Source organism: Sulfitobacter sp. EE-36 (assembly GCF_000152605.1).
GTDB classification, from domain to species: Bacteria; Pseudomonadota; Alphaproteobacteria; order Rhodobacterales; family Rhodobacteraceae; genus Sulfitobacter; species Sulfitobacter pontiacus.
On sequence record NZ_CH959310.1, the window covers coordinates 302,289 to 315,665 of the forward strand.

A 13,377-nucleotide genomic window follows, 5' to 3' on the forward strand; every position below is an offset into this window, starting at 1 on the left:
GATGCGCCGCCCCGATGGTCATGATGTCAAAGCCGGATCAGCCGAAAGTATAGGGCGGGCCCGCTTTCGAGATGACGTTGTTATAGTCGCGGAAAATCTGCACGATCTTGGCGGCGGTTTCGCCTTCTTCCGCCATCTCGTCCCAGAATTTCACCGCCGCTTCCTCGACCACTTTCCATTCGTCCTGCGGTACGGATGTCAGCTCCAGCTTCTCGCCCGATGCACGCAGACGCGCCTCGCCGCCCCAGTACCATTGGTTGCGGTAGGTGTGGCTCGCCTCGATCGCGGAGTTCACGATCTGCTTGAGGTGATCCGGCAGCTCTGCCCATTTCTCTGCGTTGACGAAGAACGACCCGATCCACGCCCCCGAGATGTTGTTGGTGCAGAAGTAGTTGGTCACATCGGCCCAGCCGACGGTGTAGTCTTCGGTGATGCCCGACCACGCCATACCGTCCAGCTCGCCCGTCTGCACCGCGACTTCAGCGTCCTCGTAAGGGATGTTAACCGGCACGACGCCGAATTGCGACAGGAAGCGACCCGCCGTCGGGAAGGTATACAGCTTCAGCCCGTCCATATCGGCCAGCGATTTGATCGGCTTGACGGTGTTGAAGTTACACGGGTCTTGCCCCGCCGCAGACAGCCAATGCACGCCAACCTTGGCGTATTCCTCGCGCCAGATGTCGGCCAGACCGTATTGGTTGAACAGCACCGGCACGTCGAGCGCGTGTTTCGTCGCCAGCGGGAAATATCCGCCGAAGGAGCGGACAGGCGTGGGCGACGCCATGGAGTCATCGTCCGAATGCACGCCGTCGATGGTGCCGCGTTGCAGCGCCTGGAAAAGCTCGCCCGTGGGGACGATCTGGTCGGCGTAGAACAGCTCGATTTCCAGCTCACCTTGGGCAGCGGCGTTGATCGCGTCGATGGCGGGTTTCGTCACCTCTTCGCCTAGTGCGGACCCCGCATAGGTCTGGAAACGCCAGCGGATCGGCTCTTGGGCGTGCAGGATCGATGGTGCGGCAAGGGTTGCCGGACCGGCAACGGCGGCTCCTTTCAGGAACTTACGTCTTGTTGTCATGTCTCATACTCCTTGTTGGGGTTGGGATGAAAAGGGCCAGTTGCTCTGACCGCTTGGTTGTTAATGCTTATTTTCCATAGACATAGTCCGGCAGCCAAAGCGCGATCTGCGGGAAGATCATGACCACCGCGAGCGCCAGCACCATGACCCCGACAAAGGGGATGATCGACCGGTAGATATCGCGGATCGTGATCTCTGGCGGGGCCATGGCGCGCATCAGGAACAGGTTATAGCCGAAGGGCGGCGTCATATAGGCGATCTGGCAGGTGATCGTATAAAGCACACCATACCACACCAGATCGAACCCGAGCGCACCCACCAGCGGTACATAGAGCGGGGCCACGATGACCAGCATCGCCGTGTCGTCCAGAAACGTTCCCATGACCAGAAACGACAGCTGCATCAGGATCAGGATCACCCAAGGGTTCAGGCCCCATTGTTCGGTAAACAGGTTTTCAATCGCCTTGACCGCCCCAAGCCCGTCAAACACCGCACCAAAGGCCAGCGCCGCGAGGATGATCCACATGAACATGCACGTGATCGCAAGGGTCTGGCGCACCGACGTCTCGAACACCGCCCGCGTCATCCGCCCCTTGAGCACCGCAGCCAGAAAGGCCGCAATCGCACCAATGGCAGAGCTTTCGACAAGCGAGGTCCAGCCGTTCACAAAGGGCACCATCATCACGGCAAAGATCACAACCGGCAGCAGGCCCGCGCGCAGCAAGCGCAGCTTTTCGGGCCAACCCACATCGCGTTCCTCGGCGGAAAGGGCGGGGCCCAGATCGGGGTTCAGGCGGCAGCGGATGGCGATATAGATGATGAACATCGTGGCCATCATCAGCCCCGGGATCGCGCCAGCCAGCCACAGCTGCCCCACTGGTTGCCGCGCAATCATCGCATAGAGCACCAGCACGACCGACGGCGGCACAAGGATGCCAAGGCTGGACCCCGCCTGAATGACCCCTGTCACCATCAGCTTGTCATAATTGCGTTTCAACAGCTCGGGCAGCGCAATCGTGGCCCCAATCGCCATGCCCGCCACCGACAGCCCGTTCATAGCAGAGATCAGCACCATTAGCCCGATCGTCCCGATGGCCAGCCCGCCGCGCAAACCGCCCATCCACACGTGAAACATTTTATATAGATCGTCGGCAATTTTACTTTCCGACAGCACGTACCCCATGAAGATGAACATCGGCAGGGTCAGCAGCGGATACCAACGCATCAGCTTGATCGCGGCAGAGAACCCGATGTCATAGCCGCCGCGATCCCCCCAAAGAAACAGCGCCGCAATCACCGCGACAAAGCCGATGGCCCCGAACACGCGCTGTCCAGTCAGCAGCATCAGCATCATGGTCGAAAACATCAGGATGGCGATCAACTCATAGGGCATCGCGGGTCTCCTCTGCCGATTTGAGGAAAAGGATGTCCTTGAACAGTTCAGAGACAGCTTGAAGCAGCATCAGGGTGATGCCGATGCACATGGTCACTTTGACCGGCCACATATAGGGGCGCCACGCGGTCGGGCTGCGCTCCCCCCCGTATTTGAACGAATACATCGTGGATTCGATACCGCCCCATAGCAGGATCACCAGATAGATCAGCAGGAAAAAGACGGTGATACAGTCCGTCCAGGCCTTCTTGCGCGGGGTCAATTCGGCATAGAACAGGTCCATCCGCACGTTCGCGCCCATCTGCAAAGCATAGGGCCCGCCAAGGATGTAATAGCCCACCATCACGAACTGCGCCATTTCCAGCGTCCAGATCTGGGGCGAGGCGAATGTCTTGTTATAGGACGACCACAGCAGGATCCCCATGAGCACGAAAATCCCGTACATCATGATCCGGCCAAGGCCATAGTTAAAGCCGTCGACCACCCGGATATATCTGCGCATCGCGTTCATTCTGCGGCCTCGCTGTCGGGGATGGGAAAGGCTTGGGTCAGGCTTTCGGCCAGATGCCGCGCCATGTCCTGCGCTTTTTCGGGTGTATCGATCAGATCATTGCGAATCTCGATCATCACGGCAGGCAGCGCCTGCGCCTCGCCATGTTTTTCAAGCGTATAGGTCACGCCATCTGTCGCGGCATAGGGTTCGTTCAGCGCCGAAGCATAGCGCCCCCGCGCCTGTTCAACCGCCAGCAAGGCCTGCGCGGCGGCGGGCTGCGCGTGGTAGAGAAAGCCAAGTTCAACCGCGCGGGTCGCCCCGTTATAGACAGGCGTAAAGCTGTGGATCGTGACCAGCACCGGCGCGGCCTGGGCGGGCTGCCAGCTTTCGCGAACACGGGCGACCGCATCGTGAAATGGCGTATGCACCTGATCAAAACGCTGCTGCCGTCCGGCATCGTCCAAAGCGGCATTTCCGGGGATGTCATAAATCTCGCTGCGCGCCGGAATACAGTCCGGGGCCGCAAGCGGGCGGTTGCAATCATAGACCAGACGGGAGATGTCACCGGCCACCAAAGGCGCGTCCAGAGCATCTGACAGCGCGTGCGCCACATCCAGCGCGCCGATGTCCCACGCGGCGTGCGAACAGCTTGCCGCAGGGGACAGCCCCAACCCGTCCAGCGCATCGGGTATCCGGCGCGAGGCGTGTTCACACACCAACAGCCAGCCCCCCTGCCCCTGCGGGTTCACGATGTTTACGGCATTCCAGTCGGTATTGGTCACGGTGCCCCTATCGTCTTGTTGCCTCACAATCACTACAGAATTTTCTAGCCTGTCAAGATTTTTTCTGTAATCTTTGCTTCACACTGATCTGCGCTGTACCGAAAGGAACATGAGTTGCACAAAAAAGCACTGGTCCGCGATCTGCTGAAAGAAAAGCAGACCGAGCTAACGGCGGCAGAGCGTAAACTGTCGGCTGTTCTGCTGGACGACCAGTTACTCACGGGGCTGCAATCCATCACACGGCTGGCCGAACTGGCCGAGGTGTCATCGCCCACCATCATCCGGCTGGCGCGCAAGCTGGGGTTCGATGGTTTCTCGGATATGCAGGACGCCATCCGCGACGAGATCGGCGCACGGATGAAAAAGCCGCTGGCCAAGCTCGACACCCCCGGTGACAGCAGCGATCACATGGTGTCGCGCTTTATTCAGGCGGTATCGGGCAATGTGAACCGCACGCTTGAACGGCTTGATCTGGCTGAATTCGACGAGGTTGCGGCGCTGCTTTCCGATCCGTCGCACAGGCTCTATCTGCTGGGCGGGCGGATCACGCGGTCCAACGCGCATTACTTTTTCAACCACCTGCAGATTATCCGGCCGCAGGTCACCCTGCTCGATTCCTCCCCCAGTGCATGGCCACAATCCTTGCTGGATATGGACGCGGGTTCAGTGTTGATCGTCTTTGACATCCGCCGCTACGAAAAAGAGCTGGAAAAGCTCGCCGATCTTGCGGTCAAGCAAGGCGCGACCATCGTGCTGTTCACCGATGCCTGGGGGTCGCCCATCGAAAAACACGCCCGCCACTGTTTCCGCGCCATGGTCGAGGTGCCGTCGAGCTGGGATTCAACGCTGGCGATTAACTTTCTGATTGAAGCGCTGGTCGCCGACGTGCAATCGCGCAGCTCCGACCAAAGTGCCGAAAGGATCGCGGCGCTGGAACAGATGATCGGCGAGTCGCGTATTTTCCGCAGCAACTAAGCCCCAGCCGCACCCCCGCACACCGCCACTGCGACATCCGTTCGTGACACATCAGAGTTTGCGTTGAACGGCAACATCCCCTAATCGGAACGCGCACCGCGTCTGCGTCGTTTTGTAAAGGATCTGCCATGAAGACCCCGTATTATCTGATCGACAAATCCCGCCTTCAGGCCAACATGGAAAAGATCGCCTGGTTGCGCGAGGCATCCGGCGCGAAATCCTTGCTGGCGTTGAAATGCTTTGCCACATGGTCGGTCTTTGACTTCATGGCGCAGTATATGGATGGGTCCACGTCCTCCTCGCTTTATGAGGTCAAACTGGGGTACGAGAAATTCGGCGGCGAAACCCACGCCTATTCAGTCGCCTACGACGATGACGAGATCGCCGAGGTGTTGGCCAATAGCGACAAGATCATCTTCAACTCCATCGGCCAGCTGGACCGTTTCGATGCGGCATCGGCGGGGCATACGCGCGGGCTGCGGGTGAACCCCGGTGTATCGACATCGGAATTCGATCTGGCCGACCCCGCCCGCCCCTTCAGCCGTTTGGGCGAACATGATCCGGCGCAGATCGCCGCCGTGGCCGACCGCATCACCGGGCTCATGTTCCACAACAACTGCGAAAATGACGATTTTGACCGCTTCGCTGACATGCTGACGTTGATCGAGGACGCTTTGGCGACACGATCCACCGGATGGACTGGATCAGCCTTGGTGGTGGCATCCATTTCACAGGCGAAGGCTACCCGCTGGACCGTCTGGCAGCGCGATTGAAAACCCTGTCGGATACCTATGGCGTGCAGGTCTACCTCGAACCGGGCGAAGCCGCGATTACCGGTGCCGCCACGCTAGAGACGACCGTGCTCGACACGCTGCACAACGGCAAGAACCTTGCCATCGTCGACAGCTCCATCGAGGCGCATATGCTTGATCTGCTGATCTACCGCGAGCCCGCCAAGGTGGCGCCGAACACCGGCGACCACGACTGGATGATCTGCGGCAAATCCTGCCTTGCGGGCGACATCTTTGGCGAGTTCAAGTTCGACGCCCCGCTTAAACCCGGCGACCGCATTTCGTTTCAGGACGCTGCGGGCTATACTATGGTCAAGAAAAACTGGTTCAACGGCGTCAAGATGCCCGGCATCGCCATTCGTGAACTTGACGGAACGATCACATCGGTCCGGTCATTCGACTACGAGGATTTCAAATCCGCCCTCTCCTAACCCTTCCCTTACAAGAGGTGTACTGAATACATGAAACGTAACGTTCTTATCATCGGCGCCGGTGGCGTGGCTCAGGTCGTGGCGCATAAATGCGCGCAAAATAATGACGTGTTGGGCGATCTGCATATCGCCAGCCGCACCGTGTCAAAATGCGAAGCGATCATTGAAAGCGTGCATGCCAAAGGCGCGATGAAACAGGACGGCGTATTCAAGGCCCATGCGGTCGACGGGATGGACAGCGACGCGGTTGAGGCGCTGATCAACGACCTCGGCGTGCAAATTGTGATTAATGTCGGTTCGCCCTTCGTGAACATGACCGTGCTCGAAGCCTGCATCCGCACCGGTGTCGCCTATATCGACACGGCCATTCACGAAGACCCGACCAAAATCTGCGAAACACCCCCGTGGTACGGCAACTACGAATGGAAACGCCGCGAGGATTGCGCCAAGGCCAACACCACCGCCATTCTGGGGGCAGGCTTCGATCCCGGTATGGTGAACGCCTTCGCCCGTTTCGCCGTGGACGAATTCATGGACGACGTGAAATCCATCGACATCGTCGACATCAACGCAGGCAATCACGGCAAGTATTTCTCGACCAACTTCGACCCCGAGATCAACTTCCGCGAATTCACCGGCACGGTCTACAGCTGGCAGGACGGCGCGTGGCAAGAGAACAAGATGTTCGAGGTCGGCCGCGAATGGGATCTGCCCGTCGTTGGCAAGCAGAAGGCCTATATGTCCGGCCATGACGAGGTGCATTCGCTCGCCGCGAACTATCCGGAGGCCGACGTGCGCTTCTGGATGGGCTTTGGTGATCACTACATCAATGTCTTCACCGTGCTGCAAAACCTTGGCCTGCTGTCTGAACAGCCCGTTGTGACCGCCGAGGGGCTCGAGGTCGTGCCGCTGAAGGTGGTCAAAGCCGTGCTACCCGACCCATCGACCCTTGCCCCGAACTATACTGGCAAGACCTGCATTGGCGATCTGGTCAAAGGCACCAAGGACGGCAAGGATGTAGAGGTGTTTGTCTACAACGTCGCCGACCACAAGGACGCCTATAACGAGGTCGGCAGCCAGGGCATTTCCTATACCGCTGGCGTGCCCCCCGTGGCGATGGCGATGCTGATTGCCGATGGCACCTACGACACCGGCACGATGGTGAACGTCGAAGAGCTGGACCCAAAGCCGCTGTTCGCCCTGCTCGACACCATCGGTCTGCCGACCCGTGTCAAACTGGCGGATCAGGACACCGGCTGGGACGAGGCCATCGCCTAAGCCTGCCGCCTGAGGCACCCACACCAACAACCCGCGCGCCCTTGCACCCGCGCGGGTTACCTCACCCCCGAAGGGCCGTACCCCCATAAAATCAAACGATTAAACACAAACAGCCCAGCGCGCGACCATGCGTGCAGGGTGATCAATTTGATTATGAAAATTGCGGACGGTTGTGCCGCCAAGTTCAAAATCTAACGATGTTTGAAAGTGGCGGACCGAGGAGGATTCGAACCCCCGACCCCCTGATTCGTAGTCAGGTACTCTATCCAGCTGAGCTATCGGTCCGTTAAGGCGGGGTTTAGTTCTGGGCGCGGGGGTTTGCAACCCCTTCTTTTGCCTAACGTGAATTTTCTTCAAACAAATTAGAAAGACCCGTCGCCCTTGGGCAATGTCACGATGAAAACTGTGCCCGACGCGCTTGTCTCTGACAGTTTGAGCGTCCCACCGTGACCGCGCACCAGCTCTGCCGCGATGGCAAGGCCCAGACCTGAGCCCCCCTTGCGCGCACCGCCCTTGAACGCAGTAAACAGATGCTCCCGCGCCTTGGGGGGAAGGCCGGGGCCGTTGTCGCTGACGCGGATCACCCAGTCGCCGGCCTGTTCACTGGCAGCAATAATGATTTCGCCAGATTTACCCGTGGCGATGATCGCCTGTCGGGCGTTGCGCACGAGATTCGCCAAGACCCTGAACAAATGCTCCGGATCGGCGCGCACGTGCAAATCTTGCGGCACGTCGCAGGTGAACGTCAGGTCCGCCCCGTTGATCGCCAGCCGCTCGCTATCAACGACGTCATCGACGATGCGCAACAGTGGCGTGACCGTCAGCGTCGGACTTGGCTCTTCTGCGCGGCCAAAGGCCAGCGTGGATTCGCACAGGTGCACGGCGCGGGTGATTGAGCTGACCAGCTTGGGGGCCATGCGTTTGACCGTCGGATCCTCGGACATTTCGATCCGGTCGGTAAACAGTTGTGCCGATGTCAGTATGTTACGCAGATCGTGGCTGATCTTGCTCACCGCCTGCCCCAGCTGCGCCAGACGCTCTTTCTGGCGCAGGGCTTGGGTCAGTTCGGTTTCAAGCTTCATCAATGCTTCCTCGGCTTCGCGCACCTCTGTCACACCAGCAGAAGGTGAAATGATTCGTCGCGCATCCTCGGGGGCAAGCGCGTAGTTCTGCATATGCCCGACCACACCCTTGATCGGTTTCAGCAAAAACGCCCGCATGGTCAGAAACAGCAAGAACGCCGTGATCATCGAGATGGCGGCAGAAAGCACCAGAATGCGAATACCATAGTCGATCATGGCGGTCCGTAAGGAGCCTGCCTCCATCGTGATTTCGATCAGAAGGCCCGCATCCTGCACCGGGGCACCGATCACGCGGATCACCCCCGGCTCTGTTTCGGCGAGCTGATGGAACGCATCGCGAATCAACACCCATGCGGAGGCATCGCGCAGATCGTATGTCTCTTTGATCGTCTGCGACATCGGGGAGGACAGTGCCAATTGCCGTATACGGTCCCGCCGCAGCACCACATTAAACACCTCCGCGGTGCGCAACAGCTCTGCCTCAAGCTCGGGGTCGATCATATCGCTTGCGAGCAGGGTCAGCGACGCAATCTGCGCCCTCTCCAGCCGGTTCATCATGTATTCTTCGCGAAACCGGGCGATAGAGGGCACAAAGATCAACACTTCTGCCAGCATCACAAAGATGGTGGTCAGAATAAGAAGCCTGCCGGAGAGGGATTTGAGCATAGGCGCGCGCTTTATGGGATGAACCGCTGCACCAGTCGAACGACAGTCTTGACCAAATCGCTTTCGAACAGACGCGGGCTGAAATACGCCCCCGCCGCACGTTTGTTGATTTCGCCGATGGTAGGGTAAGGTGCAACCATAGACGCAATCTGGCTCATTTTCATGTTATTTGCCAGCGCCAAAGCCCACAGGTTGATCAACTCTCCTGCTTGGTAACCGACGATGCTTGCGCCCACGGGACGCCCCTTGACCACCATGACCTTGATCAAACCTTTGGTTTTACGCTCCGCGATGGCGCGATCATTGTGGTTATAGTGAAAGCGCACGACCTCCAGCTTGTCACCGTGTTTCTCTTTGGCTTGCGCCTCGGTCAGGCCGACTTGCGACAGTTCTGGGTCGGTGTAGGTGGCCCAAGGGATATGCGCCGTCTTCGCCTTGGCAGGCAGCGCGAACATCAGCGACCGGATCACGACGCCGCCGTGATAGCCCGCAACATGGGTAAATTGCATCCCGCCTGCGACGTCGCCAATAGCATACACCTTGCGGTTGGTGGTGCGCAGGGAATCGTCAACCTTGATTCCGTTCTTGATCGGTTCGATCCCCGCCTTTTCCAGATCCAGACGATCCGTGTTTGCCTTGCGGCCGACGGCCACCAGAAGATGCGAGCCTTTGAAAACGCGCCCGTCTTTTGCTTCCACCTCTATCGCCCCGACATCCCCGCGGATTTCAGCAGCTTGCGCGCCTTCTGCAATCTCGATGCCTTCGTCCTTGAGCGTTTGCAAAACGATGGCGGCAAGTTCGGGGTCGTCCTTTGAAAGCGCTTTATCTCCCTCGATCACGGTAACCTTGCACCCCATGCGTATATGAGCCTGCGCCATTTCCATCCCGATCGGCCCGCCACCGATGATCAGCAGATGCTCGGGCTTCTCGCGCAGATTGAACAAGGTCTCGTTCGTCTCGTACGGCGTTTTATCCAAACCTGTAATCGGGGGTACCAGCGGCGATGATCCCGTCGCGATGACGATGCGCCGCGCCTTGATCACCGTATCCCCGGCCTGCACTTCGTCTTCGGAGATGAAGCGCCCGTACTCCCGGATCACGTTGACCCCGAAGCCTTCGAAGCGTTCCTGGCTGTCGACGGGCGCGATCTGCGCGATCACGTCCGCCACATGATCTTTTGCAGCGGCGTAATCCACCTCGCCCGCCGCATTGGACACGCCATAATCCGCGCTATGCCGCTGCCCATAGGCCGCCTTGCCCGTAGCAATCAGCGCCTTCGACGGCACGCAGCCAAAGTTCAGGCAGTCGCCGCCCATCTTGTGCCCTTCAAGCAGCACAACGTCCGCCCCCATTTGTGACGCCCCCGCCGCGACGGACAACCCGCCGGAGCCTGCGCCAATGATCAACAGGTCAGTTTTGATGCGGTTCATTTCAAAAGTTCCTTTTTGCCGGTGACAGCTTTCAACACGACGGGCAGCACCGACAAAGCGCAAAGCCCCAGAATGGGAAGCAGGATGTGAGGTTCGAATATAATGCCGAAGTCTGGCGTTTCACCCCGTGCAAAAACGGAACCCAGCCCAGCACCGATTGAGGTGAACACAAGCGACCCGGGAATGATCCCTAGAAAAGTAGAGATCACAAAGCGATAAAGAGGCACGCCCAGAAAGGCAGGAATAAGGTTCGCCACAAAGAAGGGCACCACGGGCACCAATCGTATGAAGAAAAGCATCGACCACTGGTTTTCGTCAATGCCCGCTTTGACCTTCCGCACAAGCCCCTCCGACGCGTCCATGCGCGCCTTCAATATCTCTCCGAGACCCATACGCGCGGCAAGAAAGATCACGACCGCCCCCAGTGTCGCGCCGGTGACATTTGCCAGAACGCCGAACACTGTCCCGAATAGAAAACCGCCAGTGATTGTTGCCACGCTCGCCCCTGGAAGGGAAAACCCCACAATCATGACATAAATGCCCAGAAAAACGAGGATCGTCAGCGCATAGTGCTGGTCACGAAAAGCGATCAACGCCTCGCGGTTGTCGCGCAGCGTCTCGAAGGTAAGGTAATCGCGCAGGGCGAAATAGCCGATCACCGCGACCGCCAAGATGACCACAAAGGGCAAGTAGCGAAACCACGAAGGCTTTTCAGAGGCTTGTGCGGACATATTGTCGGGTCACTTTCAAAAGGGTATAAGTTGCTCCTTATTAGATGGGTCAAATATCGCCAGTCAGATAGGGTGCTCACGGGTGGTTGATGTGAAGGCGGCTTTTATGACGATGTCACGGCAATTCCCAAGAAAACTGTAACATTGCGCAGATAAGCTGGCTTAATTTGTTGCAAAGGCCGAAATAACGGCACCAAGGGTTTGACTTGCCCGTGCTGCAGCTTTAGGAGCAGGGCTTGAAATGACAGTGACGCGCCGAATCTGGTCGCGTGCTAAAGTATAAAGTGGAGTCGGAGCGATGAAACGCACCTATCAACCTTCAAACCTTGTGCGCAAACGGCGCCACGGTTTCCGCGCACGCATGGCAACCAAAGCGGGTCGCAAGATCATCAACGCGCGCCGTGCACAAGGCCGGAAGGAACTGAGCGCGTAATACGCGACCTCGGTTTCAAAAAGATATGACACCGTCGGAGGCACCTATGGATGGCAGCATCGCCACACCAGAGGAAACGCTTCCGGCGGTTTCTTTACGTGTGCAAACGCTCAAAAATCGTCCCGACTTTCAACGGGCATCCCGCGCCCCTCGGGTCGCCATGCCCGGTTTCATCCTGCAGATGCGTAAACGCGCAGCGGGCGAAGCCGATGGCATACGGGTTGGCTTCACCTGCTCTAAAAAAGTGGGCAACGCCGTCGCGCGCAATCGGGCCAAACGACGTCTACGCGAAGTCGCACGCCTGACGCTCCCTCACGAGGGACGCGACGGTATGGACTATGTCCTCGTAGGTCGCAGCGATGCCACGGCATCCCTCCCTTTTGACAAATTGCAGTCGGATTTCACCAAAGCCTTGGGGATCCTGCACGGCAAGCAACGCTCTGGTTCAAAAAAGTGACCCCTTTGGCGCGCGTTTTGGCACTGCCTGTGAAAGGGTATCGCCTCGTCTTCAGCCCCTGGGTTGGCCACAACTGCCGATACCACCCGACATGCAGCGCATATGCGCTGGAAGCACTTGCTAAACATGGCGGCATCCAGGGCGGCTGGCTCACCCTGCGGCGCATCGCTCGCTGCCACCCTTGGGGCGATAGCGGCATCGACAACGTACCTGACTAGCCCTTCCGTTTCTCTCCTTTCTTTACATCACCAATCGCCGCCATACACATGCACTGGCGCTTGATCGGCAAACTCAGTTGCACTAAGCCAAGCCCATGCTTGATCATCCCGAAGATATTCACCCGCTCTTCAACGGTGCCCCCCAAAGCACCGAGTTTCGCAAACTGCGCAAACGTCTTGTGCGACAAACGCGCGAGGCGATTGAGCAATACGGGATGATCGAACCCGGCGGCAAATGGCTGGTTTGCATGTCCGGGGGCAAAGATAGCTACACCCTGCTGGCCATCTTGCACGAGCTCCAATGGCGCGGCCTTCTGCCCGTCGAACTGGTCGCCTGCAACCTCGATCAAGGTCAGCCCAATTTCCCCGCCACGGTCTTGCCCGCGTTTCTTGAAAAGATGGGTGTCAAACACCGCATCGAATACCAAGATACCTATTCCATCGTCATGGATAAAATACCCGCGGGCCGCACATTCTGTGCGCTGTGCAGTAGGCTTCGTCGGGGGCACCTCTATCGCATCGCGCGCGAAGAAGGATGTACCGCTGTTGTCCTAGGCCACCACCGTGACGATATCCTAGAGACGTTTTTCATGAACCTGTTCCATGGCGGGCGCTTGGCGACCATGCCGCCAAAACTCGTGAACGAAGAAGGCGATCTGTTCCTATACCGCCCCCTCGCCCATGTCGCGGAGGTCGATTGCGAAAAATTCTCTACTGCCATGAATTATCCAATCATTCCGTGTGATTTGTGCGGCTCGCAAGACGGTCTGCAACGCCAGCAGGTAAAATCGATTCTAGACGGCTGGGAGGCGAATAGCCCCGGACGCCGTCAGGTGATGTTCCGCGCGCTGATGAACGCACGCCCTTCGCATCTGTTGGACCCGAACCTGTTTGATTTTGCGGGCCTCACTCGGGACAAGTAAACCCTCGAAAAGCTGAGAGTTTTATTCAAATTCTATAGATCAAAGGCAGAACATTAATCTTTTGGTCAGAGGCAAGGGCTATCGGTATGGCGGTAACACTGTCAGCCGAGGCTTCATTTGCAACACGATCTTCAATCTAATCGTTCCCAGCGTAGCACAACCCGCCGCCATCTACCCGCTGGTCTCGTGCTCTTGCTGGGGTTTGCGTTGTCCGTGCTT

General features: G+C 58.3%; 13 protein-coding genes, 1 tRNA gene and 1 pseudogene. 7 read left to right on the forward strand and 8 right to left on the reverse strand.

Annotated features, from left to right (window positions below; genetic code table 11):
- Positions 1-37 precede the first annotated feature (37 nt).
- The 4 genes from EE36_RS04030 to EE36_RS04045 form a co-directional block, all read right to left on the reverse strand.
- Positions 38-1,075 carry a TRAP transporter substrate-binding protein gene (locus tag EE36_RS04030; protein ID WP_005849726.1) on the reverse strand — a complete coding sequence of 346 codons (1,038 nt, stop codon included), beginning with the start codon at positions 1,073-1,075 and terminating at the stop codon, positions 38-40.
- Positions 1,076-1,142: 67 nt separating this feature from the next.
- Positions 1,143-2,468, reverse strand: a complete 1,326-nt coding sequence (locus tag EE36_RS04035) for a TRAP transporter large permease subunit (protein WP_005849728.1) — start codon at positions 2,466-2,468, stop codon at positions 1,143-1,145.
- Entirely contained in the window at positions 2,458-2,979 is a 522-nt protein-coding gene (locus EE36_RS04040) for a TRAP transporter small permease subunit (protein WP_005849730.1), read from the reverse strand. Before EE36_RS04040 ends, EE36_RS04035 begins: the two co-directional genes overlap by 11 nt.
- On the reverse strand, positions 2,976-3,743 hold the full coding sequence (locus tag EE36_RS04045) for an N-formylglutamate amidohydrolase (protein WP_005849732.1): 768 nt from the start codon (positions 3,741-3,743) through the stop codon (positions 2,976-2,978). The genes EE36_RS04040 and EE36_RS04045 overlap by 4 nt, the downstream gene beginning before the upstream one ends.
- Positions 3,744-3,857: 114 nt before the next feature.
- On the opposite strand from EE36_RS04045, the gene EE36_RS04050 reads away from it, so the two are divergent.
- The 3 genes and pseudogenes from EE36_RS04050 to EE36_RS04060 all read left to right on the forward strand — a co-directional run bounded on the left by EE36_RS04050 (position 3,858) and on the right by EE36_RS04060 (position 7,218).
- Positions 3,858-4,718, forward strand: coding sequence for a MurR/RpiR family transcriptional regulator (locus EE36_RS04050; RefSeq protein ID WP_005849734.1), 861 nt, complete (start codon positions 3,858-3,860; stop codon positions 4,716-4,718).
- A 128-nt stretch (positions 4,719-4,846) separates the two neighbouring features.
- Positions 4,847-5,940: pseudogene (locus EE36_RS04055) on the forward strand (carboxynorspermidine decarboxylase).
- Positions 5,941-5,970: 30 nt separating this feature from the next.
- Positions 5,971-7,218 carry a saccharopine dehydrogenase family protein gene (locus EE36_RS04060; protein WP_005849740.1) on the forward strand — a complete coding sequence of 416 codons (1,248 nt, stop codon included), beginning with the start codon at positions 5,971-5,973 and terminating at the stop codon, positions 7,216-7,218.
- Between the two features lie 208 nt (positions 7,219-7,426).
- On the opposite strand, the gene EE36_RS04065 is transcribed toward EE36_RS04060, so the two are convergent.
- The 4 genes from EE36_RS04065 to EE36_RS04080 form a co-directional block, all read right to left on the reverse strand.
- Positions 7,427-7,503, reverse strand: a tRNA-Arg gene (locus EE36_RS04065).
- Positions 7,504-7,580: 77 nt separating this feature from the next.
- The gene (locus EE36_RS04070) at positions 7,581-8,966 is read right to left on the reverse strand and encodes a HAMP domain-containing sensor histidine kinase (RefSeq protein ID WP_005849742.1); all 1,386 of its coding nucleotides are present in this window, start codon (positions 8,964-8,966) and stop codon (positions 7,581-7,583) included.
- An 11-nt stretch (positions 8,967-8,977) separates the two neighbouring features.
- Positions 8,978-10,396, reverse strand: coding sequence for an NAD(P)/FAD-dependent oxidoreductase (locus EE36_RS04075; RefSeq protein WP_005849745.1), 1,419 nt, complete (start codon positions 10,394-10,396; stop codon positions 8,978-8,980).
- On the reverse strand, positions 10,393-11,127 hold the full coding sequence (locus tag EE36_RS04080) for a TVP38/TMEM64 family protein (RefSeq protein WP_005849746.1): 735 nt from the start codon (positions 11,125-11,127) through the stop codon (positions 10,393-10,395). Before EE36_RS04080 ends, EE36_RS04075 begins: the two co-directional genes overlap by 4 nt.
- Positions 11,128-11,425: 298 nt before the next feature.
- Here EE36_RS04080 and rpmH point away from each other — a divergent pair, with 298 nt between their 5' ends.
- The 4 genes from rpmH to ttcA all read left to right on the forward strand — a co-directional run bounded on the left by rpmH (position 11,426) and on the right by ttcA (position 13,158).
- A complete protein-coding gene (gene rpmH / locus EE36_RS04085; RefSeq protein ID WP_005849748.1) occupies positions 11,426-11,560 on the forward strand; it encodes a 50S ribosomal protein L34 in 135 nt (44 codons plus the stop codon).
- 46 nt (positions 11,561-11,606) lie between these two features.
- On the forward strand, positions 11,607-12,017 hold the full coding sequence (gene rnpA / locus EE36_RS04090; RefSeq protein ID WP_005849750.1) for a ribonuclease P protein component: 411 nt from the start codon (positions 11,607-11,609) through the stop codon (positions 12,015-12,017).
- Positions 12,014-12,235 carry a membrane protein insertion efficiency factor YidD gene (gene yidD, locus EE36_RS17280; RefSeq protein ID WP_074634766.1) on the forward strand — a complete coding sequence of 74 codons (222 nt, stop codon included), beginning with the start codon at positions 12,014-12,016 and terminating at the stop codon, positions 12,233-12,235. The genes rnpA and yidD overlap by 4 nt, the downstream gene beginning before the upstream one ends.
- Positions 12,236-12,330: 95 nt before the next feature.
- Positions 12,331-13,158: a tRNA 2-thiocytidine(32) synthetase TtcA gene (gene ttcA, locus EE36_RS04095; RefSeq protein ID WP_005849754.1), complete on the forward strand. Its 828-nt coding sequence runs from the start codon at positions 12,331-12,333 to the stop codon at positions 13,156-13,158.
- Positions 13,159-13,377: the final 219 nt, after the last annotated feature.

Bases quoted from the DNA above. Each gene is read 5' to 3' on its own strand.
- EE36_RS04030 (WP_005849726.1), bottom strand. From the start codon at position 1,075: ATGACAACAAGACGTAAGTTCCTGAAAGGAGCCGCCGTTGCCGGTCCG.
- EE36_RS04035 (WP_005849728.1), bottom strand. From the start codon at position 2,468: ATGCCCTATGAGTTGATCGCCATCCTGATGTTTTCGACCATGATGCTG.
- EE36_RS04040 (WP_005849730.1), bottom strand. From the start codon at position 2,979: ATGAACGCGATGCGCAGATATATCCGGGTGGTCGACGGCTTTAACTAT.
- EE36_RS04060 (WP_005849740.1), top strand. From the start codon at position 5,971: ATGAAACGTAACGTTCTTATCATCGGCGCCGGTGGCGTGGCTCAGGTC.
- EE36_RS04070 (WP_005849742.1), bottom strand. From the start codon at position 8,966: ATGCTCAAATCCCTCTCCGGCAGGCTTCTTATTCTGACCACCATCTTT.
- EE36_RS04075 (WP_005849745.1), bottom strand. From the start codon at position 10,396: ATGAACCGCATCAAAACTGACCTGTTGATCATTGGCGCAGGCTCCGGC.
- EE36_RS04080 (WP_005849746.1), bottom strand. From the start codon at position 11,127: ATGTCCGCACAAGCCTCTGAAAAGCCTTCGTGGTTTCGCTACTTGCCC.
- rpmH (WP_005849748.1), top strand. From the start codon at position 11,426: ATGAAACGCACCTATCAACCTTCAAACCTTGTGCGCAAACGGCGCCAC.
- rnpA (WP_005849750.1), top strand. From the start codon at position 11,607: ATGGATGGCAGCATCGCCACACCAGAGGAAACGCTTCCGGCGGTTTCT.
- ttcA (WP_005849754.1), top strand. From the start codon at position 12,331: ATGCTTGATCATCCCGAAGATATTCACCCGCTCTTCAACGGTGCCCCC.